Annotated in this window: 28 protein-coding genes and 1 tRNA gene; 21 read left to right on the plus strand and 8 right to left on the minus strand. The window is 47.9% G+C overall.

Features of this window, described 5'->3' with window-relative positions:
• Positions 1 to 19: 19 nt before the first annotated feature.
• The 3 genes from OU814_RS07520 to cruF form a co-directional block, all read right to left on the minus strand.
• On the minus strand, positions 20 to 802 hold the full coding sequence (locus OU814_RS07520) for a ZIP family metal transporter (protein WP_268181639.1): 783 nt from the start codon (positions 800 to 802) through the stop codon (positions 20 to 22).
• Positions 792 to 2,030, minus strand: a complete 1,239-nt coding sequence (cruG, locus tag OU814_RS07525) for a 2'-O-glycosyltransferase CruG (RefSeq protein WP_268181641.1) — start codon at positions 2,028 to 2,030, stop codon at positions 792 to 794. Before cruG ends, OU814_RS07520 begins: the two co-directional genes overlap by 11 nt.
• 117 nt (positions 2,031 to 2,147) lie before the next feature.
• Positions 2,148 to 3,071: a gamma-carotene 1'-hydroxylase CruF gene (gene cruF, locus OU814_RS07530; RefSeq protein ID WP_268181643.1), complete on the minus strand. Its 924-nt coding sequence runs from the start codon at positions 3,069 to 3,071 to the stop codon at positions 2,148 to 2,150.
• A gap of 343 nt (positions 3,072 to 3,414) precedes the next feature.
• Between cruF and OU814_RS07535 the strand changes: the two genes are divergently transcribed.
• Complete coding sequence (locus tag OU814_RS07535; RefSeq protein WP_017289565.1) at positions 3,415 to 3,906, plus strand: CGLD27 family protein; 492 nt, start codon at positions 3,415 to 3,417, stop codon at positions 3,904 to 3,906.
• A 70-nt stretch (positions 3,907 to 3,976) separates the two neighbouring features.
• Positions 3,977 to 5,090 (plus strand): peptide chain release factor 2 gene (gene prfB / locus OU814_RS07540; RefSeq protein WP_144056244.1). Its coding sequence is split into 2 segments (ribosomal slippage): positions 3,977 to 4,048 and positions 4,050 to 5,090, totalling 1,113 coding nucleotides; the frame shifts between segments, so codons are not numbered across the junction.
• Positions 5,091 to 5,391: 301 nt separating this feature from the next.
• On the opposite strand, the gene ygfZ is transcribed toward prfB, so the two are convergent.
• Positions 5,392 to 6,327 (minus strand): CAF17-like 4Fe-4S cluster assembly/insertion protein YgfZ, encoded by a 936-nt coding sequence (gene ygfZ, locus OU814_RS07545; RefSeq protein WP_268181646.1) that lies wholly within the window; start codon positions 6,325 to 6,327, stop codon positions 5,392 to 5,394.
• A 154-nt stretch (positions 6,328 to 6,481) separates the two neighbouring features.
• Positions 6,482 to 7,087 carry an ATP-dependent Clp endopeptidase proteolytic subunit ClpP gene (gene clpP, locus OU814_RS07550; protein ID WP_190650579.1) on the minus strand — a complete coding sequence of 202 codons (606 nt, stop codon included), beginning with the start codon at positions 7,085 to 7,087 and terminating at the stop codon, positions 6,482 to 6,484.
• Between the two features lie 153 nt (positions 7,088 to 7,240).
• Between clpP and OU814_RS07555 the strand changes: the two genes are divergently transcribed.
• The 7 genes from OU814_RS07555 to OU814_RS07585 all read left to right on the plus strand — a co-directional run bounded on the left by OU814_RS07555 (position 7,241) and on the right by OU814_RS07585 (position 15,232).
• Positions 7,241 to 8,005 carry a hypothetical protein gene (locus OU814_RS07555; protein WP_268181648.1) on the plus strand — a complete coding sequence of 255 codons (765 nt, stop codon included), beginning with the start codon at positions 7,241 to 7,243 and terminating at the stop codon, positions 8,003 to 8,005.
• Positions 8,006 to 8,080: 75 nt separating this feature from the next.
• Entirely contained in the window at positions 8,081 to 10,144 is a 2,064-nt protein-coding gene (locus OU814_RS07560) for a thioredoxin domain-containing protein (protein WP_268181650.1), read from the plus strand.
• Between the two features lie 335 nt (positions 10,145 to 10,479).
• The gene (locus OU814_RS07565; RefSeq protein WP_268181652.1) at positions 10,480 to 11,919 is read left to right on the plus strand and encodes an ATPase domain-containing protein; all 1,440 of its coding nucleotides are present in this window, start codon (positions 10,480 to 10,482) and stop codon (positions 11,917 to 11,919) included.
• A 3-nt stretch (positions 11,920 to 11,922) separates the two neighbouring features.
• On the plus strand, positions 11,923 to 13,011 hold the full coding sequence (locus OU814_RS07570) for a hybrid sensor histidine kinase/response regulator (RefSeq protein WP_017289559.1): 1,089 nt from the start codon (positions 11,923 to 11,925) through the stop codon (positions 13,009 to 13,011).
• 128 nt (positions 13,012 to 13,139) lie between these two features.
• Positions 13,140 to 13,973: a dienelactone hydrolase family protein gene (locus OU814_RS07575; protein ID WP_017289558.1), complete on the plus strand. Its 834-nt coding sequence runs from the start codon at positions 13,140 to 13,142 to the stop codon at positions 13,971 to 13,973.
• 503 nt (positions 13,974 to 14,476) lie between these two features.
• The gene (locus tag OU814_RS07580) at positions 14,477 to 14,770 is read left to right on the plus strand and encodes a hypothetical protein (RefSeq protein WP_268181655.1); all 294 of its coding nucleotides are present in this window, start codon (positions 14,477 to 14,479) and stop codon (positions 14,768 to 14,770) included.
• A 111-nt stretch (positions 14,771 to 14,881) separates the two neighbouring features.
• Complete coding sequence (locus tag OU814_RS07585) at positions 14,882 to 15,232, plus strand: HNH endonuclease (RefSeq protein WP_268181656.1); 351 nt, start codon at positions 14,882 to 14,884, stop codon at positions 15,230 to 15,232.
• On the opposite strand, the gene OU814_RS07590 is transcribed toward OU814_RS07585, so the two are convergent.
• Complete coding sequence (locus OU814_RS07590; RefSeq protein ID WP_268181658.1) at positions 15,189 to 16,796, minus strand: NAD(P)/FAD-dependent oxidoreductase; 1,608 nt, start codon at positions 16,794 to 16,796, stop codon at positions 15,189 to 15,191. The two genes, OU814_RS07585 and OU814_RS07590, sit on opposite strands and share 44 nt — an antisense overlap.
• A gap of 334 nt (positions 16,797 to 17,130) precedes the next feature.
• On the opposite strand from OU814_RS07590, the gene OU814_RS07595 reads away from it, so the two are divergent.
• The 3 genes from OU814_RS07595 (at position 17,131) to OU814_RS07605 (ending at position 19,529) form a co-directional block, all read left to right on the plus strand.
• Positions 17,131 to 17,418, plus strand: coding sequence for a Mo-dependent nitrogenase C-terminal domain-containing protein (locus tag OU814_RS07595; protein WP_017289553.1), 288 nt, complete (start codon positions 17,131 to 17,133; stop codon positions 17,416 to 17,418).
• A 190-nt stretch (positions 17,419 to 17,608) separates the two neighbouring features.
• Positions 17,609 to 18,121 (plus strand): hypothetical protein, encoded by a 513-nt coding sequence (locus OU814_RS07600; RefSeq protein ID WP_017289552.1) that lies wholly within the window; start codon positions 17,609 to 17,611, stop codon positions 18,119 to 18,121.
• 619 nt (positions 18,122 to 18,740) lie between these two features.
• A complete protein-coding gene (locus OU814_RS07605; RefSeq protein ID WP_268181660.1) occupies positions 18,741 to 19,529 on the plus strand; it encodes a phosphate ABC transporter permease in 789 nt (262 codons plus the stop codon).
• On the opposite strand, the gene OU814_RS07610 is transcribed toward OU814_RS07605, so the two are convergent.
• Positions 19,526 to 20,149: a precorrin-8X methylmutase gene (locus OU814_RS07610; RefSeq protein ID WP_017289531.1), complete on the minus strand. Its 624-nt coding sequence runs from the start codon at positions 20,147 to 20,149 to the stop codon at positions 19,526 to 19,528. The genes OU814_RS07605 and OU814_RS07610 overlap by 4 nt on opposite strands.
• 102 nt (positions 20,150 to 20,251) lie before the next feature.
• Here OU814_RS07610 and OU814_RS07615 point away from each other — a divergent pair, with 102 nt between their 5' ends.
• On the plus strand, positions 20,252 to 21,562 hold the full coding sequence (locus OU814_RS07615; RefSeq protein WP_268181663.1) for a cytosine deaminase: 1,311 nt from the start codon (positions 20,252 to 20,254) through the stop codon (positions 21,560 to 21,562).
• Between the two features lie 90 nt (positions 21,563 to 21,652).
• Here OU814_RS07615 and OU814_RS07620 read toward each other — a convergent pair.
• Positions 21,653 to 21,726 (minus strand) — tRNA-Pro (locus OU814_RS07620).
• A gap of 159 nt (positions 21,727 to 21,885) precedes the next feature.
• Between OU814_RS07620 and infA the strand changes: the two genes are divergently transcribed.
• The 8 genes from infA to rplM all read left to right on the plus strand — a co-directional run bounded on the left by infA (position 21,886) and on the right by rplM (position 25,966).
• Complete coding sequence (infA, locus tag OU814_RS07625; RefSeq protein ID WP_026148794.1) at positions 21,886 to 22,116, plus strand: translation initiation factor IF-1; 231 nt, start codon at positions 21,886 to 21,888, stop codon at positions 22,114 to 22,116.
• Between the two features lie 82 nt (positions 22,117 to 22,198).
• Entirely contained in the window at positions 22,199 to 22,312 is a 114-nt protein-coding gene (gene rpmJ / locus OU814_RS07630) for a 50S ribosomal protein L36 (protein ID WP_071596180.1), read from the plus strand.
• 96 nt (positions 22,313 to 22,408) lie between these two features.
• Positions 22,409 to 22,792, plus strand: coding sequence for a 30S ribosomal protein S13 (gene rpsM, locus OU814_RS07635; protein ID WP_017289528.1), 384 nt, complete (start codon positions 22,409 to 22,411; stop codon positions 22,790 to 22,792).
• A 78-nt stretch (positions 22,793 to 22,870) separates the two neighbouring features.
• Complete coding sequence (gene rpsK, locus OU814_RS07640) at positions 22,871 to 23,266, plus strand: 30S ribosomal protein S11 (RefSeq protein WP_017289527.1); 396 nt, start codon at positions 22,871 to 22,873, stop codon at positions 23,264 to 23,266.
• The gene (locus OU814_RS07645) at positions 23,211 to 24,293 is read left to right on the plus strand and encodes a DNA-directed RNA polymerase subunit alpha (RefSeq protein WP_316428064.1); all 1,083 of its coding nucleotides are present in this window, start codon (positions 23,211 to 23,213) and stop codon (positions 24,291 to 24,293) included. The genes rpsK and OU814_RS07645 overlap by 56 nt, the downstream gene beginning before the upstream one ends.
• 8 nt (positions 24,294 to 24,301) lie before the next feature.
• On the plus strand, positions 24,302 to 24,652 hold the full coding sequence (gene rplQ / locus OU814_RS07650) for a 50S ribosomal protein L17 (RefSeq protein WP_017289525.1): 351 nt from the start codon (positions 24,302 to 24,304) through the stop codon (positions 24,650 to 24,652).
• Between the two features lies 1 nt (position 24,653).
• Complete coding sequence (gene truA, locus OU814_RS07655) at positions 24,654 to 25,496, plus strand: tRNA pseudouridine(38-40) synthase TruA (RefSeq protein WP_268181668.1); 843 nt, start codon at positions 24,654 to 24,656, stop codon at positions 25,494 to 25,496.
• A 14-nt stretch (positions 25,497 to 25,510) separates the two neighbouring features.
• A complete protein-coding gene (gene rplM, locus OU814_RS07660) occupies positions 25,511 to 25,966 on the plus strand; it encodes a 50S ribosomal protein L13 (protein ID WP_017289523.1) in 456 nt (151 codons plus the stop codon).

Below are 25,966 nucleotides of genomic sequence, written 5' to 3' on the forward strand. Positions count from 1 at the left end.
TGGGGAGTGGGGTGAACAATTAACCCAATGCCACATCCAAAAACAACATCAACACAAATCCAATCATCACGCCCACCGTCGCCTGCTTCTCTGTTCCCAATCGATGTGACTCAGGGATAATTTCATCACTGATCACAAATAGCATCGCGCCCGCTGCAAATGCCATTCCCCAGGGCAAAACTATTGCAGCGATCGACACGACTGCTGCACCGATTACGCCACCGATTGGCTCTGCCAATCCCGTTAACAACGCTACTCCAAACACACTGCGGCGACGATATCCTTCTCCTAAAAGCGCGATCGCCACAACCAATCCTTCTGGAAAATTCTGCAATCCGATTCCCAAAGTCAGCGCAATTCCATTCGCAACATCGCCGCCGCCAAATCCGACGCCAACCGCCAATCCCTCTGGAAAGTTGTGCAGCGTAATGGCAATGATAAATAGCCAGACCTGCCGCAATCGATTCGCTTGGGCTGAACCTTCCGATCCTTTAATAAAATGCTCATGCGGAAAGTAGCGATTTGCGAACCAGAGAAACCCACCACCCAATAAGATTCCAGCAACGACGATCGCGGCTGCGCTCAAGTGATTTGCACCCAGTTTCTCAGCCGCTTCTATTCCCGGAATCACCAAGGAAAACGAAGTCGCGGCTAACATCACTCCCGCCCCAAACCCCAGAAGTGCACCTTGAGTTTGAGGCGTAATTTCTTTGATGAAAAAGATCGGCAATGCCCCTGCCCCAGTTGCGAGTCCCGCAACAAGACTGCCAGCCAAACCTAGGAGCGTTACATTATCCCCCATAGGTTCGACCTCGCCAGCTTTTTGGCTTGCGAGTAGACGAGAGGAAAATTCTAAACACAGCGGCTGGATCAGCGAACGGAGACAGCCAGAACAATCCTGCTCCTTTCGCTTGAGCGCGATCGTAAGATTGCAAGATCGCCGCATTCAATCCCAATCGCATCGCAATCAAGGCTCCATTCAATCCCAACGTGATCAAAGCAGGCAAGGTTGTATTTCCAGAAGCAACGATCGCAGCGGTTAAAATCAGCAATGGAATCGGCAATGCTTGGACTAATGTGAGAAATGCCAGATCCCCCCAGATTTGCGCCGAGGTTGAAGCATCCTTGAGATCAAGCGATCGCCCCCATTCTTCCCATGTTTCTTTCATGCCCTCATACATGCGAACCTTTAAAACATTCGCACCATCTAAGAACGCGACCTTTGCACCCGTTGCTGCAATATTTCGCACTAAGGTGACATCATCGCAGAAAGACCCTTTGGCGCTGGTATAGCCGCCGACTTTTTCTAACAGCGATCGCCGACAAAAGAAGCATTGCCCATTCGCCATAACTCGCTCCGGAGAACTTCCGACTTCTCCTGCTGCTCCAAATCGATACACCAAGGTCATCAATAAAGCAGGCTGTAACCAAAGCTCGCCGGGATACTTGAGAATGAACCGGGGCGAGAGGGTAATCAGGTCGAATCCTTCCCGATTCGCCATTTCGAGCAAGCTACAGACCAAACTCGGATGCGGAATCGTATCAGCATCAATCCCCAAAATCCATTCGCTATGAGAAGAACTTGCCAAAAATCCGTTGTGCAATGCCCAAGGACGACCCACCCAATCTGAAGGCAGCGGAGGATCATTAATCAATCGAAATCGCGGATCAGTCGCTTGGGCGGCTCTGACTAAATCCGGCGTTTTGTCGGTCGATCGACTATCCACGATCGTAATTTCTCGCACCTCATACGTTTGGCGAGTCAGACCTTCTAGACAAGGTGCAATACGATCGGCTTCATTCAGCGTCGGCACAACGACACTCACCGCTCCGAAAAAGTTTGGATTCGGCAGTTGAGGTTGAAGCGGAGGACGACGCACAGCCCCTTTGAGCAATCGCGAGAGTAAAATTGCTGCCGCCGGAATTTGAATTGCTAACAGTACGAGGAAAAACACATCCTGAAATACAAAAGCCTGGGAATCAATTAATCCCAGGCAATAGATTCCGGTCTGTCCGATGAAGTTCGTCAACCTTCCAACCCCTTAAAAATCAAATGCTGTTCATTATTGCAGGAAAGGTCGAGAGAAGGAGAGAGCGAGTGACTTTCTTTTCCCCTATCTCCCCATCTCCCTATCTCCCCATCTCCGCTACTTCTGCCCGACACCCACCGAAACCGTCGGCACGTCGCGTGTCAAATTTCCAGACAACGCAGACTCAACCCCTTGAGCAGGCTTCGTCATCCACCAAAGCGCGATCGCTGGAACCACGCCTAGAACAATACTCATCGAAGTCGGAATCAAATAACGCGAATCCAACTCTGTAACGGTGATGATCGCACCAAACGCAAAGTTAATCAGATACACAATCAGCGGCACAGACAACTGAGCACGATTCAAATTCAACGGCTTTGCACCCCAGAACAGCGATGCCACAAACATAAAGATTGCACCCGTTCCCAACCAGCCTGTGACATTTCGGTAAGGCATCCCGAAGAATTCACCGACTTCACCAAATTCCCAGAAAGGATAAGGCGCTTGGCTCATTGCCGGATCGAGAACGAAATCCCAGGCAGTTAATAATACAGAACCGAGCGCGATCGAGCCGACCAATTTCGCCCAAAGCGGCAGTCCAATGCTTTCTAAGCCCGATCGTGCCAGCACATAGCAACACAATCCGACATAGAACCAAGACAAGGGAATAGTGAAGGGCACAAGACCTGCAATCTTATAGCCCAACCCATTCAAATAACCATACGCACCAAACGGGAATCCCGTACTGGTTCCCAGCAATTCACTACCCAAAGAAAGAATCACTGCAGGTAGCATAAATGTCAGCCAGTGCCGTATTCCGAGCGTCCGGTAAGCATAGATTGCTACCGTCACAGCCCCGAGTAAGATATACCCGACTCCGCCATTCGCCATGCTCCACCCAAACGCGGTTTGCCCAACCGTCGGAAGAGATGCAATAAATTCTGGATTGGGCAGCACCAGCAATAATCCCGCTAATCCAAAAGCCAGCGCCAACGAATGTCCTGCCAAACACAGGCGCTCAACTGTAACCAGATGCTTCATACCGTTTCCTCAGAAAATATGGCACTAACTTTGCCTGACTATTTAGTTTACAAATCTTCAGGTATTTTCAGTCGTTTCTTCCGATGCTTTTTTCTAGATTTCCGAAAAAGCATCTGATTTTGGGATGAAATTCTGGATTGAGGAGGCTTATCAAGGATGACCCACTGCAACCCATCGGAATCGTCTTTTTTCAATTAACCTCATAAATTCATGTGCTCTGAGATAGAAATGTCCTCACCGCCATATCGCAGCAGATTACGCCTAAATCCAAAATTGCTTCGTTCCCTTAGTTAGGATAAGTCTTTTATACTTACGAATATCCTTCTACTTTCTCCGTTTCGTCATGAATTCTGTTACTTGTCCAGTTCCCGACGAACAGCAGCCGCTCAATGAATATCAAGAACTGAAGGAATCTTGGTTTTTTCGCTGGGCAACGCTCGATCGCATTTCCTATCTCAAGCCTGTAGTGATTCTCTGGGCAATAAGTTGGCTTGTTGCTGCGCCTGTAGCTGCGGTGAGTTTTCCGCCTGCAAAGCATTTACCCCAATTTCTCTTATTTGCATCGGCAGGAGCATTTGTGATTCCGGGTTTGGCACTGGTGCGGCTCTATCTGGGCTGGGCATATGTGCAACGGCGCTTAAGTGATACGGCGATCTTTTACGAGGAATCTGGCTGGTATGACGGGCAGATGTGGGAAAAACCGCCCGAAATTCTCGCGCAAGATCGATTGGTAGTCAGCTATCAAGTTCAGCCGATTTTGCAGCGCTTGAAAAAGACATTCATTACGATCGGTGTAAGTTTTGCGATCGGGATTCTGCTCTGGATCATTCTCTAGAGTTCTGGACTTTAGCGCTGAATGCAAAATCGGCGCTACAATCAGAAATGCCATTTTATGCTTGTTTAGTATGGATACCGTTGAATTAAAACGGAATGTCGAATTGCTCACTTCGCGCCTGGGAACTACCCAGGACTATCTTTGACGTTCCTGCTCTGACTGCGAAAATTCAAGACCTGGAGCAAATTGCGTCTCAACCGAATTTCTGGGACGACCAAACCCAGGCACAACGCACCCTTCAAGAATTAAACGACTACAAATCTCACCTCGAACAGTTCGATCGCTGGAAATCTGATCTCGCTGACGCTGAAGCGACTTTAGAATTGCTCGAACTCGAAATGGATCAATCTCTGCTCGAAGAAGCTGAAGCGAAAACACAGCAGCTTCAACGGGATCTCGACCAGTGGGAACTGCAACAAATGCTGTCTGGCACTTACGATGCCAAGGGTGCAATTCTGACCATTAATGCAGGTGCAGGTGGAACCGATGCCCAAGACTGGGCGGAAATGTTGTTGCGCATGTATACCCGTTGGGGTGAAGCTCACGGGTATAAGGTGCATTTGATGGAAGTTTCCGAAGGAGACGAAGCGGGGATTAAGTCTGCCACGCTTGAGATTGATGGGCGGTATGCCTATGGCTATCTCAAAGTTGAGAAAGGGACGCATCGCTTAGTTCGGATTTCGCCGTTTAATGCCAATGACAAACGGCAGACGAGCTTTGCTGGCGTGGAAGTCATGCCGATGATTGATTTATCGGTGCAGTTAGATATTCCTGAGAAGGATTTAGAAATCACGACTTCTCGCGCGGGCGGTAAAGGTGGGCAGAACGTCAACAAAGTTGAGACGGCTGTGCGAGTTGTCCATAAGCCAACAGGCATTGCAGTGCGGTGTACAGAAGAGCGATCGCAGCTTCAAAACAAAGAGAAAGCACTGGCATATCTAAAAGCCAAACTGCTGATCATCGCAGAAGAACAACGCGCCAAAGAGATCGCGGAGATTCGAGGCGATATGGTTGAGGCGGCTTGGGGAATGCAGATTCGCAACTATGTCTTCCATCCCTATCAGATGGTGAAAGATCTCAGAACGAATGTAGAGACAACTGCCGTTCAGGACGTAATGAATGGGGAACTTGATCCATTCATTGAGGCTTGTTTGAGACAAGAGAATCAACTGGTGGAAGCTTAGAAACCCTAAAAGGGTGTTTTAAAAGTATCAAATGTTTCCTCGCTGCGTTCTATCTCGCCCCGGAATGAATTCGGGGCTAACAGTGCAAAGTCCTTTGAAAAGGACTGAAGACCCCATTCTGATTGAATTTTAGTCCCTTCAGTGGACTTCGTTCAACTAGCCCCGACTTTCAGTCCGGGGGCGGGTGAATGTGTCTGAAAGATTACCTTTTAAACACTTTCTAAGAGTTTATCGTCCGGGTCTTGTGTCCGTAGCCAGTTGGGAAATCGGGAGAATCCAGGCTTAAATTTCTCCCTATCTCTCAATTCTGTTTTTCACGCGTCAAATACGGGAGTGCAACAATCTCACCGAGATCAGTCTGTAATCCTGCTCCACCTGCTTTGGTGCGAATATAGGCAAGTCCGATGCCTCCGGCACACGTGTCCGTGACCGCATCGACAACGCTAGTAATTTTTCCAACTTTTTCATCCGCGATCGTCACAACTGTTCCAGGCTCAACCACTTGATTGAGCTTGATGCCCCATAGGTTTTGCTTCACGCCGTTATAGGCATCTAAACGGGCAATAGTTTCTTGTCCGATATAGCACCCTTTATTCCATGAAATCGTGTGCCACAATCCGGCTTCTAAAGGATTGTAATCATCGGTCAATTCCTCTCCTGGCATCGGACGACCTTGTTCAACCCGCAACTGATTCCAAGTTTGATCATCGATTTCAGTTGCGCCCAATTCTTTGAGCTTTGCAGTGAGATCAATTGAGCGATCGCTGATCAAGGTATAGCCTTCAGTCGCGAGTCCACTGCCAACCGCAATCCGAATTCCATCAACAAGGCAGTGCGTTCCGTAAGGCTGAGCGATCAACTCGGCTGCACCCAGTTCTTTGACAATGTCATGGCTCTTTGAACCCAAGACTGAGACTGTTTGAGTCTCGGCAGTGATATCAGCAAGTTTCACTTTATCTGCGAAGAATATATAGCGATCGAGAAACTTCATCAGCTTTTCAGTCAAACCAGGTGAAACGAGCAAAATCACCGAATCTTCTAGAATGTACGCCGTTGCGAGATCGATCGTTCTAGCCGTTGAAGTGACGAAGACAGTATCGCAACCTTCGCCGGGTTTTCTGAGATTAAATGTATTGGTGCTTTGATTGTGGAGAAAATTGAGGCGATCAGCATCTGAGACTTGGATGCGTCCCCAGGATGAGCGATCGTAAAAAACAGCACCTTCAACTTGAGTCATAGCAATTTCAAATAAGCGTGAATCAAATTACCTTCTCACTTTATTCTTCATCATTTCGGTCTTCTTGCTGGGATTCCATCCCACCCGTCAATGAAAATCCGGGGCGAGATGGAATCCCAGCGAGACAGAATCAAACCAGAGTGAAATTGACAAACTATTTCACAACTGCGGGACGAGTAGCAGAAGGCTTACGATCGATGACTTGATCCACCAATCCATAGTCCTTCGCTTCTGTGGCAGACATAAAGAAGTCGCGCTCTGTATCCTGTTCGATTCGCTCAAGCGGTTGACCTGTGTGATCCGCGAGAATCGTATTCAAGCGCTTCTTGAGATACAGAATTTCTTTCGCTTGAATTTCGATATCCGTCGCTTGTCCTTGAGCACCACCGAGCGGTTGGTGAATCATAATCCGCGAGTGAGGCAGGCTCATCCGTTTGCCTTTTGTGCCAGAACTTAGGAGAAATGCGCCCATCGAAGCCGCAAAACCGACACAAATCGTCGAGACATCAGGGCCGATCTGCTTAATCGTGTCATAAATACCCATCCCGGCTGACACCGAGCCACCCGGAGAATTGATGTAGAGATAGATATCTTTTTCGGGATCTTCGGCTTCGAGAAACAGCAGTTGAGCTACGACCAAATTGGCGACATCGGAATCGATCGCGCTACCGAGGAACACAATTCGCTCCCGTAAGAGTCGAGAGTAGATATCAAAGGCGCGTTCGCCGCGTCCGGAGGTTTCAATAACGGTAGGAATCATGAATCCAGTCCAGTGAATTTTCTACATTTTAGCGACCTAAGCGCGATCGTGTTGCATAGGTCGTATCAGTGCAGTATCTGAACAAGTGATTGATTAACTCGAATTTACATAATAGATTGACTGAAGATCCTACAAGATTGACTTGAGGTAGCTGTGAAGAAATCTGGTGTTTTATTTCTATTGATCACGACGGGAATTGTGCTTGGAACTGCGTCAGGAATTTATTATTTCTGGAGACAGTTGACACAATTACCCGAATGGTATGCGCAGGGAGAAAAGAATCCCAAAACTTATGCCCAAATTCAAAAGTCTGGGGCAGCTGTTGAAAAAAAGATTGAGGAGAAAGCTCAATCAATTCCACAACCCAATCGGGTTTCTCCTGATACAAAGATTGTTGCTAATGCTTCGCCTGACAAGCCTTCCAGCCCAAATTCAAATGTACAAGTTGCCCTAAATTCTCAGGAATTGAATGATCTTTTGGTAACAAAGATCACTGAAAAAAGTGGCGGTCAACCCTTACCAAACTCTGTGAAAGGATTTCATACTTCGCTGAAAGATGACAAGCTAAAAACAGGAGCGGTTGTAGATGTTCAGGAGTTAAAAAATAGCGGACTGGGATCAAAACAGCAAAACTTGTTATCTGAAATTACGCAAAAAATTCCGATGAGCGATCGCAAAGTTTACATCGGCGTTGAAGGCAAACCAGAAATGCAAAATGGCAAGTTACGGTTTGATCAAAATGCAAAAATCCAGATTGGAAATATGAGTTTTACGATCGCAGAAGTTGCCAATCGCTTGGGCATCCCTGCTGCCAAAGTGCAGGAGCAACTCAATATCGAGATGAAGCTGCGCGGTCTGGATATCAAGGATATTGACTTCAAAGACGGCAATGCGATTTTGCGGGGAGAAGCAAAATAAGCTCAAATTAGCTCAGAGGGGTGAAGAATTTGCGGATTTCAAGCACAATTTTGAAATCGTGTTCTTCACCGCTCTATGCCGAATCGCTTACTCCATGCCCAAAGCCTTTATCTACGCAAACATGCTCACAATCCGATCAACTGGTGGGCTTGGAGCGAAGATGCGATCGAGACGGCACGCCGAGAAAACAAAATCATCTTCCTCTCGATCGGGTACTCTTCTTGTCACTGGTGTACGGTGATGGAAGGTGAAGCGTTTTCAGATGAGACGATCGCTGACTATCTAAATGAGAATTTCTTACCGATCAAGGTCGATCGCGAGGAACGCCCAGATCTCGACAGCATTTATATGCAAGCGCTGCAAATGCTTACGGGACAAGGAGGATGGCCCTTAAATATTTTTCTAACTCCAGACGATTTAGTCCCGTTCTATGGCGGAACGTATTTCCCAATCGATCCCAAATATGGTCGTCCTGGTTTTTTGCAAATCTTGCAGACGTTGCGGCGCTTGTATGACAGCGATCGTGCCAAGATCGATGGAGTCAAATCAGAAATTCTCACAAATCTCCAAAACTCAGTTCTGCTTCCCACTCAGACTTTAAGCGACGAACTCTTAAAACTGGGGTTGGAATATAGTACCGGGATTCTATCGGCACAAATGCCTGGTACAAGATTTCCGATGATTCCTTATGCGGATGCAGTCCTGCACGCAGTTCGGTTCGACTTCGATCGGTATGACGCGCGCGAAGCAGTGACTCAACGCGGCTTAGATTTAGCTTTAGGTGGCATCTTTGACCATGTCGCAGGCGGATTTCATCGCTATACCGTGGACGCGACTTGGACAGTTCCGCACTTTGAGAAAATGCTGTACGACAATGGGCAGATTGTCGAATATTTAGCAAATCTCTGGGCATTAGGTGTGCAAGAACCTGCGTTTGAAAGAGCGATCGCGAAAACCGCTCAATGGCTCAAACGCGAAATGACTGCACCCGAAGGCTACTTTTATGCCGCACAAGATGCCGATAGTTTTGTTACTCCAGAAGATGCAGAACCCGAAGAAGGAGCTTTCTATGTATGGAGCTATTCAGAACTGCAAGCGTTACTAACTTCGGAAGAATTCACAGAGCTATCGGAACAGTTCTCAATTGTTCCTGCTGGAAATTTTGAAGGCAAAATCGTACTACAACGCCAGAACTCTAACCAACTTTCACAGACTGCTGAAACTGCCCTCAGCAAGTTGTTTGAAGTTCGATATGGAGCTTGTGTGAGTGATCCGTTTCCGCCTGCTCGGAATGCAGAAGAAGCAAAATCAATTGCTTGGTCAGGCCGAATTCCAGCCGTCACCGATACAAAAATGATTGTTGCTTGGAATAGTTTAATGATTTCGGGACTCGCTCGATCGTATGCAGTTTTCCGAGAGTTAGAATACTTAGAACTTGCCAGCCAAGCCGCAGATTTCATTCTGCAAAATCAATGGATCGATCAGCGCTTCTATCGCCTAAATTATGGCAGCAAAGTTGAGCTACTTGCTCAAGCTGAGGACTTTGCTCTATTCATCAAAGCTCTACTTGATTTACATCAAGCCACACGGAGCATTCGATCCGATGCGCCAGAGAATCAGACAGATTGGCTAGCAGCAGCGATTCGGATTCAAGCTGAGTTTGACGAGTATCTTTGGAGCTTAGAGCAAGGTGGATATTACAACACAGCAAAAGATGCAAGTCGAGATTTACTCATTCGAGAACGGAGCTATGCAGATAATGCGACACCCGCAGCGAATGGAATCGCGATCGCGAATTTAGTCTGTTTATCGTTACTGACTGAGAACTTAGATTACTTCGATCGAGCAGAGCAAGCCTTACAAGCGTTTGCAAGCGTGATGGAACAATCGCCTTCTGCTTGTCCAAGTTTGTTTGTTGCACTCGATTGGTTTCGCAATCAAACACTGGTTCGGAGTTCGATCGAGCAAATTACTCCGCTCGAAACCCAATACTTGCCCACAACTGCGCTAATTGTCATTGATGCTTTACCAGAAAACGCTGTGGCGCTAGTGTGCCAGGGGTTAAGTTGCAAAGAGCCAGCATTGACGCAAGAACAAATGATGCAGCAACTCCAACAGAGCCAGATTAGAAGCCGATAAATTCTGAAAAATGGCTTGTCACATTCTGAGTATCTTGCCTCAGAATGTGAAAATTTCCGTTTTTTGCGAATAAATATTGCAGGTGTTCAATTGCCTTGTGAGAGTATGGTTGCCGAATTTTCCTTTTGTTTTTCGCGACATTTAAGTCCTTACTGGTATTCTCGTTTCTAATTCAGTTTGTGCTTGCTAGGCAGCGTAGCCAAAAGAGACAGGTAACTCACCCCATGAAGCCTGAACTTTCTGACCCTCAACGGACAGTCAACTCCCGCACAGCAGAAAAGGCACATTACATCACGTTTTATCAGGATTAGGCAATGAGGGGAGATGGCTTACAGATGACTCACGATCGACTACTGACGGGAATTTCAGGACTCAACGAAGTGCTTCATGGTGGATATGTACCCGGTCGTGCTTATCTGGTTCGAGGCGGACCGGGTACAGGTAAAACAACCTTAGGGATGCACTTTTTAGCGTCGGGAACCGCAAACGGTGAAACCGTTCTGTTCATTACACTGGCAGAAACGGTTGCCCAACTGCAAAAAACAGCTGAAGGCTTGAACTTCAACACTCAGGGCATCACGTTTCTTGACCTTAGCCCCACCTCCGACTTTTTTGCTCAAGTACAAACCTACGATATTTTCTCAGCCGCTGAAGTCGAGCGCGAGCCAACAACCCAACGCATTGTAGAACAAGTTGAAAGCCTAAAGCCGCAGCGAATTTTCATCGACTCAATGACCCAATTTCGCTACCTGGCAACCAATACCTTTCAGTTCCGTAAGCAGGTATTGTCGTTTCTGCGATTTCTGACAGAGAAAGATATTACGGTGCTGTTTACCTCAGAACACAGCGTCGAAGCCCCCGACGATGATTTACAGTTCATGAGCGACGGGGTGCTTGACTTGAACTTTAATGAGGACAATCGCACCCTGTCGGTTTCCAAGTTTCGAGGAAGCGATTTTCGCAGCGGCAATCATAGCTTTCGCCTCACGAGTGAAGGAATGCAGCTTTTTCCGAAACTATTACCCAGAGTATCGGAACAAGCGCTGACCGTAGAAACGATTTCCTCGGGAATTCCAGAAATTGATGCACTGTTGCATGGCGGTCTTGAACGCAGCACGATTACCATCATCAGTGGCCCGAGTGGGGTAGGCAAGAGTACGTTAGGGCTTCAGTTTATGAAAGAAGCAGCCGGACGGGGAGAGCGATCCGTGATTTACACCTTTGAGGAAAACAAGGAAACGCTGTTGCATCGGGCTGAAGGAGTCAATATTCCGGTTCACGCCATGCAGGAGCGCGGCACTTTATCGATCGTGCAAATCGAACCGCTCCACTATACCCCTGATGAATTTGCCAACCTCGTGCGCCAGGAAGTCGAAGAACATCAGGCACGGATTGTCATGATCGATAGTGTATCGGGGTATCGGCTCTCAGTTCGAGGCGAAGACTTAACCCCTCACATTCATTCCCTCTGTAAGTATTTGCAAAACCTGGGGGTTGCTGTTCTGCTAGTGAATGAAGTTGAATCGATTACCGGAGAATTTCAGGCAACCGAAATTGGGATTAGCTACTTAGCAGACAATATTATCTTTCTGCGCTATCTGGAAATACACGGTGAATTGAGGCGTGTGATCGGCGTACTGAAGAAGCGGATCAGCGATTTTGAGAAAACCCTGCGTGAATTTCAAATCAGTCAGGATGGGATCAAAGTTGGCAATCCGCTCAATCGACTTCGAGGTATCCTCACAGGTATCCCCGAATTGCTAGAGGGTGAGTAAGCGATGAACCGAATTGTGATCTTTGTTGAGCAAACGGAGAATCGCCGCCTCCTGACAGAGTGGCTAGGACGATATTACGATGTCACCGTTGGAGAGTCTGTGGTGCAGGCAAAGCATGCTGTCCCACTGCTCAATGAACCGTTTGACCTGTGCATTTTGGATGGACCAGCCTTACACCATTTGTGGGAATGGGTACAGGCGAGGAAAAACGCAGAGCAACCTGTATTTTTGCCTGTTTTGCTGATTACGCTCCAACCGGATATCAGACTGGTGACGCGACATCTCTGGCAAACTGTTGATGAACTGATTAGCAAACCAATCGAAAAGTTAGAGTTACAGGCACGAGTGGAAATCTTACTGCGATCGCGACGACTTTCCCTTCAACTTCAAGCTGCCCTAGAACAAGAACGCGAACTCAAACAGATCAAAACGCGCTTTGTCTCAATGGTGTCCCATGAATTTCGCAATCCTCTCAATATCATTTTTGGGTTCTCTCGACTGCTAGAGAAAAGCGACTTATCACCAGAACGGCGAGCCGACTTTGCTCAACGCATCCATATCGCCGTCAGAACAATGACTGCTCTACTCGATGATGTCTTGGCATTGGGCAAAGCAGAAGCGATCGGGGCGACGGCAAATATGACATTGATTGTTATTGAGCCGTTCTGCCGCAAATTAGTGGAAGAGATCAAGTTTGGTATGGGAGCTAACCATACAATTCAGTTTGACTGTGCAGCAGAATGCCTGAGCGTTCATGTGAATGAGGTATTGCTGCGCCAAGTTCTCACCAATCTGCTCTCCAATGCCATCAAATATTCTCCCCCTCAAAGCACTGTTCGGCTTCGATTGCAGTGTGAATCAGCAGCAGTGATCATCCAAGTCCAGGATGAAGGGATTGGTATTTCTCCCACTGATCAAGCACACCTGTTTGAATCCTTTTTTCGTGCAAGCAATGTCGGCAATATTTCAGGAACAGGGTTAGGGCTAGCCATTGTGAAACAGGTCATTGAGCAATCGGGTGGAACAATTTCCGTCGCAAGTGAGGTGAATGTTGGCACGACATTTACAGTGACTTTGCCGATCAATCAATAACTAATCCAGGAACATCACTCCTCTCTTACTGACAAAACCCCGTTCGATTTTCTGAATATCTCTCGTAGGCTAGAATCGCTAACTTCGTCAAGCCAGTAAAATCGGAGCGAAATTGCTCAGCTATAAAAATGACGAAAGAGTTTACGCGCCGGAAATTCATTGCTACTGCTACTCTCGCAACAGGGTTTGCCCTAGCGGTACAACCTATTTCAGCCAAAACAATCACGACTGACGCGAAGGGATTGATTGTAGGTGCCGTCAAAATTCCCGTTGCAGATGGCGAGCTTCCTGCTTACAGAGCGCAGCCAGCGACAGGTTCTAATTTTCCAATTGTTTTGGTGATTCAAGAAATCTTTGGGGTGCATGAGCATATCCAAGATGTTTGCCGCCGATTTGCCAAGTTAGGTTATGTCGCGATCGCACCTGAATTATTTATCCGGCAAGGCGATGTCTCAAAGTTAAGCAGCATTGATCAAATTCGTCCGATTGTTGCCAAGGTTCCAGATGCCCAAGTCATGTCTGATCTAGATGCAACCGTGAATTGGGCGGTGCGCTCAGCCAAGGGAAATGCTGAACGGTTAGGAATCACAGGCTTTTGTTGGGGAGGACGAATGACCTGGCTCTATGCAGCACATCGTCCCCAAGTCAAAGCAGGAGTGGCATGGTACGGGCGCCTCGTCGGTGATGCAACACCAGTCACCCCTAAGCATCCAATCGATATTGCAGCATCGCTCAAGGTTCCAGTTCTAGGACTGTACGGCGGCAAAGATACAGGCATTCCGCTTGAAACAGTGCAACAGATGCAAGCTCGACTCAAAACCGGGCAGAGCCAGTCTGAAATCATTGTTTATCCAGATGCACCTCATGCTTTCTTTGCGGATTATCGTCCCTCTTATCGGGAGAGAGAAGCGATCGAAGGATGGCAACGGCTTCAAGCATGGTTTAAGCGGCAGGGAGTTTAGTCCGCGATCGCAACAGTGCTGCTCACAATTTCACTGCCTCCAAATACTTCCTCGCTCAGCAAATCGCTCTCCATGCTTCCTCACCATTGGACACGCCAAGCACTGAATCGGAATCCATATCCGCTTAAGCTCATCCCTCATGTTTGACGAATTCCCTCAGCCTGATGAACCCAGTAGAATTCACTGAGCAATTTCATCAAACTAGAAGAACTGATTGCTCGTATTCAGGAGCAAAATTATGAGAAAGCCTATTTATGCTGCTTTGACTTGTGCCTGTATCATCATCAATACGTCTTGCAATACCAAGCACGCATTTGCTTCACCGGGTTCGCAGCAGAACAACAGCAAGTTAACGATGTGCTCAAACAGATGATTGCCGAAAATGCAAATTCTAAATCCCGTCTCGCGAACCGAGTTGACACAACCAAACTGGGACTATTAGGACACTCGCTCGGTGGTTATGTCGGATTAAGAGCGATTCAGAATCAGTGCTTTCCGGGGATATGCACAGGCAATTTTACAAGCACATTCAAACACCGCCAAAGGCACTCATTATCGTCAAGGAGGCAAATCACTACAGCATGACCAATCAAGATAATCCCCGTGATCCAAGCCGACCCACTCTAAATCAACTTCAAGCAATTGCAACGATCGCCCGATGGAGTGCATTGTTTTTACGAGCGCACCTACTGAATGATTCAGTCGCTTTTAATCGTGTATACAAGAGGGGAAACGCCCACGATCGTGCTACTACTGTGACCAGTGAGCCTCCTCAATCCATTCGTTCTCAACCATAGGTGTAATCTACCTCACCTTTCACACTCACTGAGTTACTCTTAAACTCTACTTCTGCAAGTCGCACCTGCACAAAACCAAGATAAAAACAAAACAGGGATGAAATTAAGCGCATGAATTCAAAGCCCCCCTTTCGAGAACTCGGGCGGAAATCCCAAAAGCACAAGCTCAAATCTGGAATCAAACAACGATTCAATGGAGCCTGTGCCTACTGTGGACGTACTCCCCAAGTTCTCACCTTGGATCACATCGTGGCTGAATCCAAAGGGGGCAGGAATGTCATGTCAAATTTAGTCGCAGTCTGTAACCGCTGCAATCTCAGTAAAGGCAGTCTTCCCCTCTGGCAATGGTGGCAAGCCTCTCCCTGGTGGAATGAAGAAAGAGCGATCGCGGTTGCTGCAACGGTATTGATCTGTGCGCTTAAGTCGCCAGCATCCGCAACGCTACCGCTTCCGCCGTCTTAATGCCGTCAATTCCTGCTGAAAGAATTCCGCCTGCATAGCCTGCGCCTTCTCCCGCTGGAAACAAACCCTGAGTATTCACACTCTGCCCATCTTCCCCACGCTTGATCCGAATCGGGGAAGAGGTTCGAGTTTCTACACCCGTCAGAACCGCATCGGGCATCGCAAACCCTGCGATTTGTTTTTCAAAGGCGGGGAGAGCTTCGCGGATTGCCGCGATCGCGTACTCTGGTAAGCTCGATCCCAAATCTCCTAACCGCACACCCGGCGCATAGGACGGCAACACACTGCCAAATTCGCGCGACGGACGATCGGCAATAAAGTCTCCGACTAACTGCCCTGGAGCCTCATAGGTTCTGCCCCCTAACTCAAACGCCCGCTTTTCTAACTGTCGCTGCAAGGCAATTCCCCCTAAAGGACTTCCTGGATAATCGTCGGGCGAAATGCCAACGACAATCCCACTATTAGCATTACGTTCATTGCGAGAATACTGGCTCATACCGTTTGTGACGACATGCCCTGGCTCTGAAGTCGCAGCAACGACTAATCCACCGGGACACATACAGAAGCTATACACCGATCGCCCATTTTTGGCATGATGCACTAACTTATAATCTGCTGCCCCCAATCGTCGATCGCCTGCATATTGTCCGTATCGGGCGCGATCAATCACGGGCTGCGGATGCTCAACCCGGAAGCCGATCGAGAACGGTTTCGGCTCAATATAAACACCTTGATCGAACAACATTTGGAACGTATCGCGAGCGCTGTGTCCAATCGCGAGCACCACATACCGACTTTCGAGGATTTCTCCACTCTCTAAGCGAACGCCCTGCACTTGCCGATTTTCAATCAAGACCTCTTCGACTCGGCTTTGGAAGCGAATCTCACCGCCCAAGGATTCGATCGTTGCTCTCATCTTCTCAACGATTCCCACCAGCTTAAATGTCCCAATGTGCGGACGATTTACATACAGGATCTCCGGTGAAGCGCCCGCATTGACTAATTCTGTCAACACTTTCCGCCCATAGTGTTGCGGATCGCGAACTTGGCTGTAGAGTTTGCCATCGGAGAAAGTTCCTGCTCCGCCTTCGCCAAACTGAGCATTCGATTCTGGATTAAAGTCAGCTCTCTTTTTCCAAAAGCCAAACGTATCGGCCGTGCGATCGCGGACTTGTTTTCCCCGCTCCAGCAGAATCGGGCGAAATCCCATCCGCGCCAGCATCAGCCCCGTAAACATCCCACAAGGCCCTGTGCCAATGACGATCGGTCGCTCTGTAAATCCTTGCGGCGCGTGAGCCACGGGACGATAGCTCATATCCGGTGTCTCTTTCACCCGCGGATCTTTCTTAAACCGTTGCAGTACTCGTTTTTCTTGCTTGATTTCTACGTCCAGAATATAGACCGCAGTAATCTTCTCCCCTCGATTGCGGGCATCATAGCTGCGCTTAAAAATGGAATACCCAACCAATTCTTCTGCCCTAAGGTGCAGCATGTCGAGAATGGCGCTTTCAATTTCCGCTTCGGTATGATCTAACGGGAGCTTTATTTCACTGAGCCGCAACATAATCTAGAGTCCAACCTACAAGGTTCAGGATAACGTCTCCGCGATACCAACTCACTCCATTTTGAGAACATTGCCTTTGGCACAGCAAAGCTGTTCGCGCACTGCTTAGAAAAAGGTAGAACACTCTGCTCCTTCCATCAACATCTGCAGCTGTCGATCGACAATGTTCAATTTGATATCCGTCCAGTGCCAAAATTTTCAAGTAGCGCTCTCTGTTGTACCATCTCTGAAGCTCAAAGCCTTCCAAGCCACCTTGCATAAACCATCCAGTTCAACCGTATAAGTCAGTAGCAGAGAACAAATCCCCAACACCTCACAGCTCAGGAGATCAGTCATGTTGTACCCTACACTTCACAAACTTGCAGCTTCCCTTCTCCGTCCGATCGCTGAAAAACTCGACAATCTTGAAATTCACACCGCTGAAACTGCTCACTTCTTCTGTCGCCTCATTCCTGCCCAATGCCCATTTGAACGTGATGTCCGCTTCTTCGGTCGCGTTTTGTTTCACATTCCGCCGATGTGCAAACTGAACCCGTTCTACGAACAACTCGTAGGATTACGATTCAAAGCACTGTGTTACCTAGCAGATGTCTGTGGTGAAGATATTGCAGCTTACTGCTAGAGTTCTTGCCATCCGTTCAATGAACCGAACTGTTCACTGTACTTTCATCGACTGTACTCTCAGTTTGTGAAAGTTTCTGGATGGTGGCTAGACTTGGGTATATCTGCGCTACAATGTCCGCTAGTATTGGGTTTGGCCAATCTACTCAGAAAGTCTAAGCCATTACTAAAGTGTTTTCAGTAGTCTCATAATGAGCATTCTCAAATTCATCACGCTTTCGAGCATTTTGACTGTCTCTCTTCCCGCGATCGCACAACCTAAACAAGTTCTTGATTCGGGATGTCGTCAAGGTACTTGCTGGGAATCATCTTTACTGAGCAGAACATTAGTCCATCAAAATCAGCTGGGTGGAGCAGCAAATCAGCTCTACAGAATTGAAGTTGAAACTCAATTTACAGGTAAAGACTCTAAGACTGAACGAACCTCACGATGGGTTTATTGCTCAACCAGCCAACCTTTTGTAGCATTCACCTCTGCACCGAATGACGAGCTAATTTACCTTCACTACCTGAATCCTGGTGGCGATGTATTCGGCTATAACTCTGGATCTAACAGAATATATTGGGCAGTCTGTCATGATATCTGGAATGCTAAAGTTTTTAGCCCACAAGAAGGGCTTGCACGAAAAGCTCAGCAACTAGGATATTCACGTTCATTGCAAAGTGATCAAAGAGAAATTCCTAAACAGCTATTCCAGCCCTAACCCTGCACAACGATCTGCTTAACTTCTCCATTACGAAACACAATCTCCTTATATCGCAGTCCCAAATTAATCGTGAAATGCACGATCTGTTGTGTTTCCTAAATCCCCCAAATTTTGGAGACTTTGAAACTGGGAATTTTGAGACTTCTCAGTCCCTCAGCATGGAGAATTTAGGAGCGTTCTCAAATTTCACAACTCAAATCGGATTGCTCTATGTGTAGATTGAAAGAACAGCAAATTGCTAGCAGAATAAAGTGCTATTCGACAACAATCACACGAATTTAAACAAAAAATTGCCTGACTCTTAAAAGCCCCCAGAGTCAGGCAGTCTACCTGTAAGGCACGCCTTTAACCGGATACACCAAACAAACTTAGTTGCCCCCTAGTTGCTTAGCTTTTCCGAGTGCGTTCCTCAGATTTGAATCTATTCTCAGTGACAAGCAGGTCAAATCCCCTCGCAAAAAGTACCGATTTTTATCTCAGACTAAAGTCGAATATCCAGACGGTTCCGTAAATTTTCCCTGCACACTTCACCTAAAATCAATTCAACCAAAGTCTAAGTCGGCGAAGTCCAGATAGACCGGATAAAATTGAAAATATTTCGATTTTTGTGTCCACTATGCTAGTCCCTCTAAGTCGCAAAAAGTTTGAAGACCTGATTCCATTAGTCGGAACTGGCGCACAGTACAAATATTATTGGGGAAAGCTTTCTGACGTTCTGAGACGGGTTCTGATCTCGATTTCTGCGGTAGCAGGAGCCTTGCTGATTCGCGCCTTCTTTGCAACCGGGGAATTGCAGGATGTAGTGCAGGCAGTCACGTTTTTTCTGATTATCCTGGCGCTGGTTTATTGGTTGTGGAGTCCTGCTATTCAGGCGGCAGTTCGGAATGCAGGTTATCGCCGATATAAATATGCAGGGTTCTTGCGCGGCGAAGTTCTGGATGTGTTCGTGACCGATGAACTCGTCGGGACAGAAGAAAGCGTGAATAACCGAGGAGAATTAGTTGTCACTGAGAATCGGGAACGGCGAATCAATGTCGTCGTAGGAGATGAAACAGGGTTTGAGACTCGGATTCAGGTTCCCCTAAAACGAGAACATCAGGCAATCCGGGTTGGAGATACGGCTGAAATGTTGGCACTTTCGGATCGTCCTGATTTAGGGCGGATTGCTAAAGTGAGTGATATTTTCGTGAGCCGAGTCGGAGTTTGGGTGAGCGATTATCCTTATCTACGACGGGACGAATTTGAGGCGGTCAGTCGGCAAATTAATACGATCGAGCCTGAAGATGATTACCGTGAACCGCCGCGATCGAAACGGAATGAGCGGCGTTGGGACGAAGAATATGACGAGCCTCGTCCTAGAAAACGCATTCCTAAATCCAAGCGGCGATCGTCCGATTGGGATTAAACTGCATTATCCCCCCCGTAAGCTTGCCATGCCAGATCTACTAGACTGTTGACGATCGCGGCTGCAACCACTGCATTGCCTTTTCTTCCTTGGGTACAAATGTTTGGAACTAAGGCATTACTCAATCTGGCTTTCGCGGCTTCAATATCGAGAAACCCAGAAGGCGTGGCAATCACAAGGGTAGGTTTGATTTCTTCTTTCTGAATTAACGCAGCCAGTGTAATCAGAGCCGTCTGAGATTGCCCAACGACAAAAATACCTTCTGGGTAACGTCTAGCGAGCGTTTCGATCCCCCAAGCAGCGCGGGTTTTCTCTTTTTGGGGACGGGTGATCGCTTCCATACTGCAGTAGATGGGATTAGCGAACGTATTTTGGATATTCGTATTAATGCCAACCTGCACCATTGGCACATCAACAATAATAGTCGTGCGCGCAGCAAGGGCAGCCGCACCAGACTGCAAGGCAAGATCAGAGAAGTGAATCAGGGATTTGTAGTCGAAATCAGCCGTTGCATAGATAACCCGTCGGACAATTTCGTATTCAGCAGGAGAAAGCATGTGATCGCCAACTTCTCGATCGATCAGGGCTAAACTCTGCGCGTCTGTGGGATGCCACTCCATAAGTATGTCGCTTTTAATACATTAACTTTCGAGCTTTTTCAGTGTACTCGGATTTCGATAATTTGCATGGCAGAATCATCTATAGCGAAATTCCCCAAACTTATGATTTTTGATGCGCATCACTACTGGATCAGAAATGCTCATGTGCCCGCTTCCCTGGTGGTGAATGGGAATAAATGGGCAACCCGTAAGCCACCCACCGATCATTTGCTGCATGTTGATCTAGAAATTGTTGAAGGTGTGATCAGCGCAATTTTAGCAGCAGGAACTTATCAGAATTATGTCTATCCGTCGATCGATTTACAGGGGGGAATGATCTGGGCGTGTTTTGCAGATTTACATACGCATTTAGATAAAGGTCACATCTGGAATCGCACTCCAAATCCGGATGGAACATTTGAAAGTGCGCTGAATACAGTTAGAGTAGATGCTCAGAAAAATTGGAATCCAGATGATATTTATCGTCGAATGGAGTTTGGTCTGAAATGTAGTTATGCTCATGGAACAAAAGCGATTCGGACGCATTTAGATTCAGCCGGAAAGCTCGGTGAGATGAGCTTTGAGATATTTCGAGCATTGAGAGATCAATGGGCGGATCGAATTATTTTACAGGCGGTTTGTCTTGTCTCTTTGGATTATTTTCTAACACCTGAAGGAGAGAAATTAGCTGATCTAGTTTCAGAGTCAGATGGAATTTTAGGTGGCGTTTCATTTATTAATCCTGACATTGATCAACAGATCGATCGCGTTTTTTCAATGGCGAAAGATCGCAAACTCAATCTGGATTTCCATGTAGATGAAAATAATGATCCCGACTCGAATACTTTGCGACGAATCGCTGAAGCCGCGATTCGACATCGATACCGCAATAAAACAGTCTGTGGACATTGTTGTAGTCTGGCAGTCCAAGATGCAGCAGAAGCAGAAACCACGATCGCTTTAGTCAAAAAAGCTGGAATCGGTGTCGTGAGCCTGCCCATGTGCAATCTATACTTGCAAGACCGCGCCCCTAATCGAACTCCCCGCTGGCGCGGTGTGACGCTTCTGCACGAATTGAAACAAGCGAAGGTTCCAGTGGCGATCGCATCAGACAATTGCCGGGATCCCTTCCATGCCTATGGCGATCATGATGCATTAGAAGTGTTCAGCCAATCGGTAAAGATTGCTCAACTCGATCGTCCCTTTGGGGATTGGGCAAATGCCATTACCTCTACCCCGGCGGATTTAATGGGATTGCCGAATGTCGGGCGGATTGGGGTTGGACTCCCCGCAGATTTGGTGCTATTCAAAGCTCGAAATTATGGAGAACTGTTATCGCGATCGCAGCACGATCGCATTGTCTTGCGGAACGGGAAAGCGATCGACACCACCTTGCCTAGCTATGCAGAATTAGACGATTTGGCTAAACCGTAAGAAGCCGCAACCAAAGCAAGACTAAATTCTCTAACTCGCGAGTCAACAGCAGAATTCGTCAGGTGAGAACTCTCGACTATCTCTTTTAAATCGGGATGATAGGATTTGAACCTACGACCCCCTCGTCCCGAACGAGGTGCGCTACCAAGCTGCGCTACATCCCGCGATGCGTTTCTTACTATAAAGCAAAACTTTGTTAAAGTCGAGCCAATTCCTTAAAAAATTTCCCGATCTAACCGCAGAAATGCCGAAAATTAATTAAATGATCTACACTCAAATAGGGTAAAATTTGACCCCGACTATCTTTTGGAGGAAAGCACCGCTTGTCTAAACAAGACTTGATTGAAATGGAAGGGACTGTCGTCGATTCACTACCGAACGCAATGTTTCGCGTAGACCTCGACAATGGATTCAACGTACTCGCACATATTTCGGGCAAAATCCGCCGCAACTACATCAAAATTCTTCCCGGCGATCGCGTCAAAGTCGAACTCACTCCGTACGACCTGACCAAAGGCAGAATCACCTATCGACTCAAAAATAAAGGGCGTTAGGATTGCGCTATAAAGATCACTTTGACAATTGTTATAAGAAATTGTTAGGATATTGTGTTTGTAATGTTGCCGAGACTTGGGCATGAAAGTACGTGCGTCAGTGAAACGAATTTGCGAAAAATGCCGCGTCATTCGTCGGAAAGGGCGCGTCATGGTGATCTGTGAAAACCCGAAGCACAAACAACGCCAGGGTTAACAAGATGCTCGTGTACGAGTCTGCCGCAGTTAGACAGTTTCTAGCTCGCTGGCAGACTTTTCGACTGTTTATCAATAACGTTCAGGAGAACTCAACGTGGCGCGGATTGCGGGCGTAGACCTCCCTCGTGACAAGCGAGTGGAAATCGGTCTTCGATATATTTACGGAATTGGACCCACCCGGTCTAAAGAGATCATCGCGAAAACAGGAGTCAATCCTGACACTCGCGTCAAAGATCTCAGCGAAGCAGATGTCGCAGCACTGCGGGAAGCAGTGGAAGGCGGCTATCAGATTGAAGGGGATTTGCGGCGATTTGAATCGATGTCAATCAAACGATTGATGGATATCGGTTGCTATCGGGGTCGGAGACATCGGATGGGCTTGCCCGTTCGCGGTCAACGCACTCGAACCAATGCACGCACCCGTCGAGGCGGTCGTCGAACTGTCGCTGGGAAGAAAAAAGCTCCCGGTAAGAAATAGCGTGATTTGCCTCCAGGTAAATTACTTGTGGGCAATGGCTTGTAGGAACGTAGCAGCTTAACTGATTGAGAATTTGACATGGCAAGACAACCGCAGCGGAAAACGGGTCCGCGCAAGGCGAAAAAGAATATTCCGAGCGGAGTCGCTCACATTCAATCGACCTTCAACAACACGATCGTGACGATCTCCGATACTCAAGGTGAAGTTATCTCCTGGGCATCGGCTGGATCGAGTGGTTTCAAAGGTGCAAAGAAGGGAACTCCCTTTGCGGCACAAACCGCTGCCGAAGCAGCCGCTCGTCGTGCGATCGACCAAGGAATGCGTCAGCTTGAAGTGATGGTCAGTGGACCGGGTGCTGGACGGGAAACCGCGATCCGTGCACTTCAAGGAACAGGGCTAGAAATTACCCTGATCCGGGATGTCACTCCCATTCCTCACAACGGTTGCCGTCCGCCGAAACGCCGTCGCGTTTAATAAAACGACGATCGCGCAGATTGCTGCTTATAATGGGCAGCACAAAACGGTATGGATGTCATCAGCAAGGAAGAAGGAGGGCTACTCCGTGGCACAGTTTCAGGTTGAATGTATTGATACGAGTACTGAGGAAGACCAAAGTCAGTACAGCAAGTTCGTATTAGAACCGCTAGAGCGAGGACAAGGAACCACCGTTGGCAACGCATTGCGGCGGGTGTTACTGTCGAACTTAGAAGGCGCTGCCGTGACTGCTGTGAGAATTGCAGGCGTGACCCATGAATTCGCAACGATTCCAGGCGTTCGAGAAGACGTTTTGGACATCTTGCTGAACATGAAAAAGCTCGTCTTTAGAACTTACTCGTCTCAGCCTCAGATTGGTCGGCTCTTAGTTCAAGGTCAGTCCACCGTGACGGCTGAAAACTTTGACCTGCCTTCAGAAGTTGAGCTGGTTGACCCGACTCAGTACATTGCAACCCTATCTCCTAACGCAACGTTAGAGATGGAATTCAAAATTGAGAAAGGCAAAGGCTATCGCGGCGCTGGCAAATTCACCGATGATACTGCACTCGACTTTTTACAGATTGACTCTGTATTCATGCCGGTGCGTAAGGTGCAATACAGCGTTGAAGATGCTCGCCAAGGTGGAACGGCTGAAAAAGACCGTTTGATCATGGAAATCTGGACAAATGGCAGTTTGACTCCGCAAGAAGCGCTGAGCCAAGCCGCAAATATCCTCGTTGATCTGTTTAATCCGCTGAAAGACATCACATTCGAGCCTTCGGATGATGATGGCATGAGCGATGAGCGGATCGAAAATCAAATCCCGATCGAAGAATTGCAGCTATCAGTTCGGGCATACAACTGTCTGAAACGCGCGCAAATCAACTCGGTCGCGGACTTGCTCGACTACAGCCAAGAAGACCTGCTCGAAATCAAAAATTTTGGAGCCAAGTCTGCCGAGGAAGTCGTCGAAGCCTTACAACAACGGTTGGGGATCACCCTGCCGCAAGAAAAATCTAAATCCTAAGAGTAGCTATGCGTCACGGTTGTAAAGTCCCCTTGTTGGGAAAACCTGCGGATCAGCGTAAAGCACTCCTCCGAGCGCTGACCACTGAACTCATCCGCAACGGTCGAATCAAAACGACCAAGATTCGCGCTCAAGCAGTGCGATCGGAAGCTGAAAAGATGATCACTTTGGCAAAAGACGGTTCGCTTGCGGCACGTCGTCAGGCAATGGGATACATCTACGACAAGCAGCTCGTTCATGCCTTGTTCGAGAATGCTCCTGAGCGTTATGCCGATCGCCAAGGCGGATATACCCGCATCTTGAGAACGGTACGTCGTCGCGGTGACAACGCTGAAATGGCAATTATCGAATTGACCTAAGATGGCACCTGCTCAGCCGTCCTTGCAGCGAATTGCCCTCCTGATTCAGTACTTGGGCACTCGATTTTATGGGTGGCAGCGGCAGCCGAATCATCGGAGCGTTCAAGAAGAGATCGAAACTGCGATCGCGTCTGTAGTTGGTTATCCGGTGGTGATTCATGCCGCAGGGCGAACGGATACAGGCGTTCATGCAGCGGCTCAGGTGGCACATTTCGATGTGATGACGCTGATCCCAGCACACCGATGGGCGGATGTGATCAATGCTCGGCTTCCCGATGATGTTTTGATTCGGGCTTCGGCTCAGGTTCCAGCCGACTGGCACGCCCGATTCTCAGCTTCTTGGAGACGCTACCGATACACGATCTACACCGAGGCACGCCCGAACTTATTTGCTCGATCGTTGTCTTGGCACTACTACCACGCTCCGCTGGATGAGTCCAAAATGCAGCAGGCTTTAGCTCCCATGATCGGTCGCCATCATATGGCAGCTTTTCAGAGAGCGAACTCTAGCCGTCCCCATGCCTGGGTAGACCTTCAATTTGCGGAATGTATTCGACAAGATTCATTTCTCTATATTGAAGTGCAGGCAAGCGGATTTCTGTATGGGATGATGCGACTGCTCGTCGGATTATTGGTAGAAGTGGGACGCGGTGATCGTTCGGTTGAGAGCTTCACTCAGTTGTGGCAAAACGAGCGACGTCATGAAGTGCGGTATGCGGCTCCCCCGCAAGGGTTGTGCCTCTTAAGAGTGGGCTATCCCGACATGCCATTTCCCCCAGAACTCTGGTTTGATGCACAGCCGAAACTGAATTTATCTCGGATGACGCTCGAACCTTCTTTGTAAACAAACTCACGGTCATGGAAAACAAAACCTACCTTCCTGCTATCGCTGAGATTCAACGCGACTGGTACGTTGTGGATGCAGCGGGTCAACGCTTGGGTCGATTAGCGACTGAAATCGCGATGGTACTTCGCGGCAAAAATAAACCGACTTACACGCCTCACTTAGACACAGGCGATTTTGTTATCGTGATCAACGCTGACAAAATTGACGTGACTGGTAAGAAACGCAGCCAAAAGCTGTATCGTCGTCACTCCGGTCGTCCGGGTGGAATGAAGACCGAATCTTTTGAGAAGCTGCAAGCTCGTTTGCCAGAGCGCATCATTGAGCAAGCGGTGAAAGGAATGCTACCGAAGAATTCCTTGGGTCGCCAGCTGTTCACCAAAATGAAAGTGTATGCAGGTGCAGAGCATCCCCATGCCGCACAGCAACCCAAAGTTTTAGACATCAAAACGATTCCGGGAGAAAAGTAA

It is taken from the genome of Leptolyngbya sp. GGD (assembly GCF_026735145.1).
GTDB lineage: Bacteria > Cyanobacteriota > Cyanobacteriia > Leptolyngbyales > Leptolyngbyaceae > Leptolyngbya > Leptolyngbya boryana.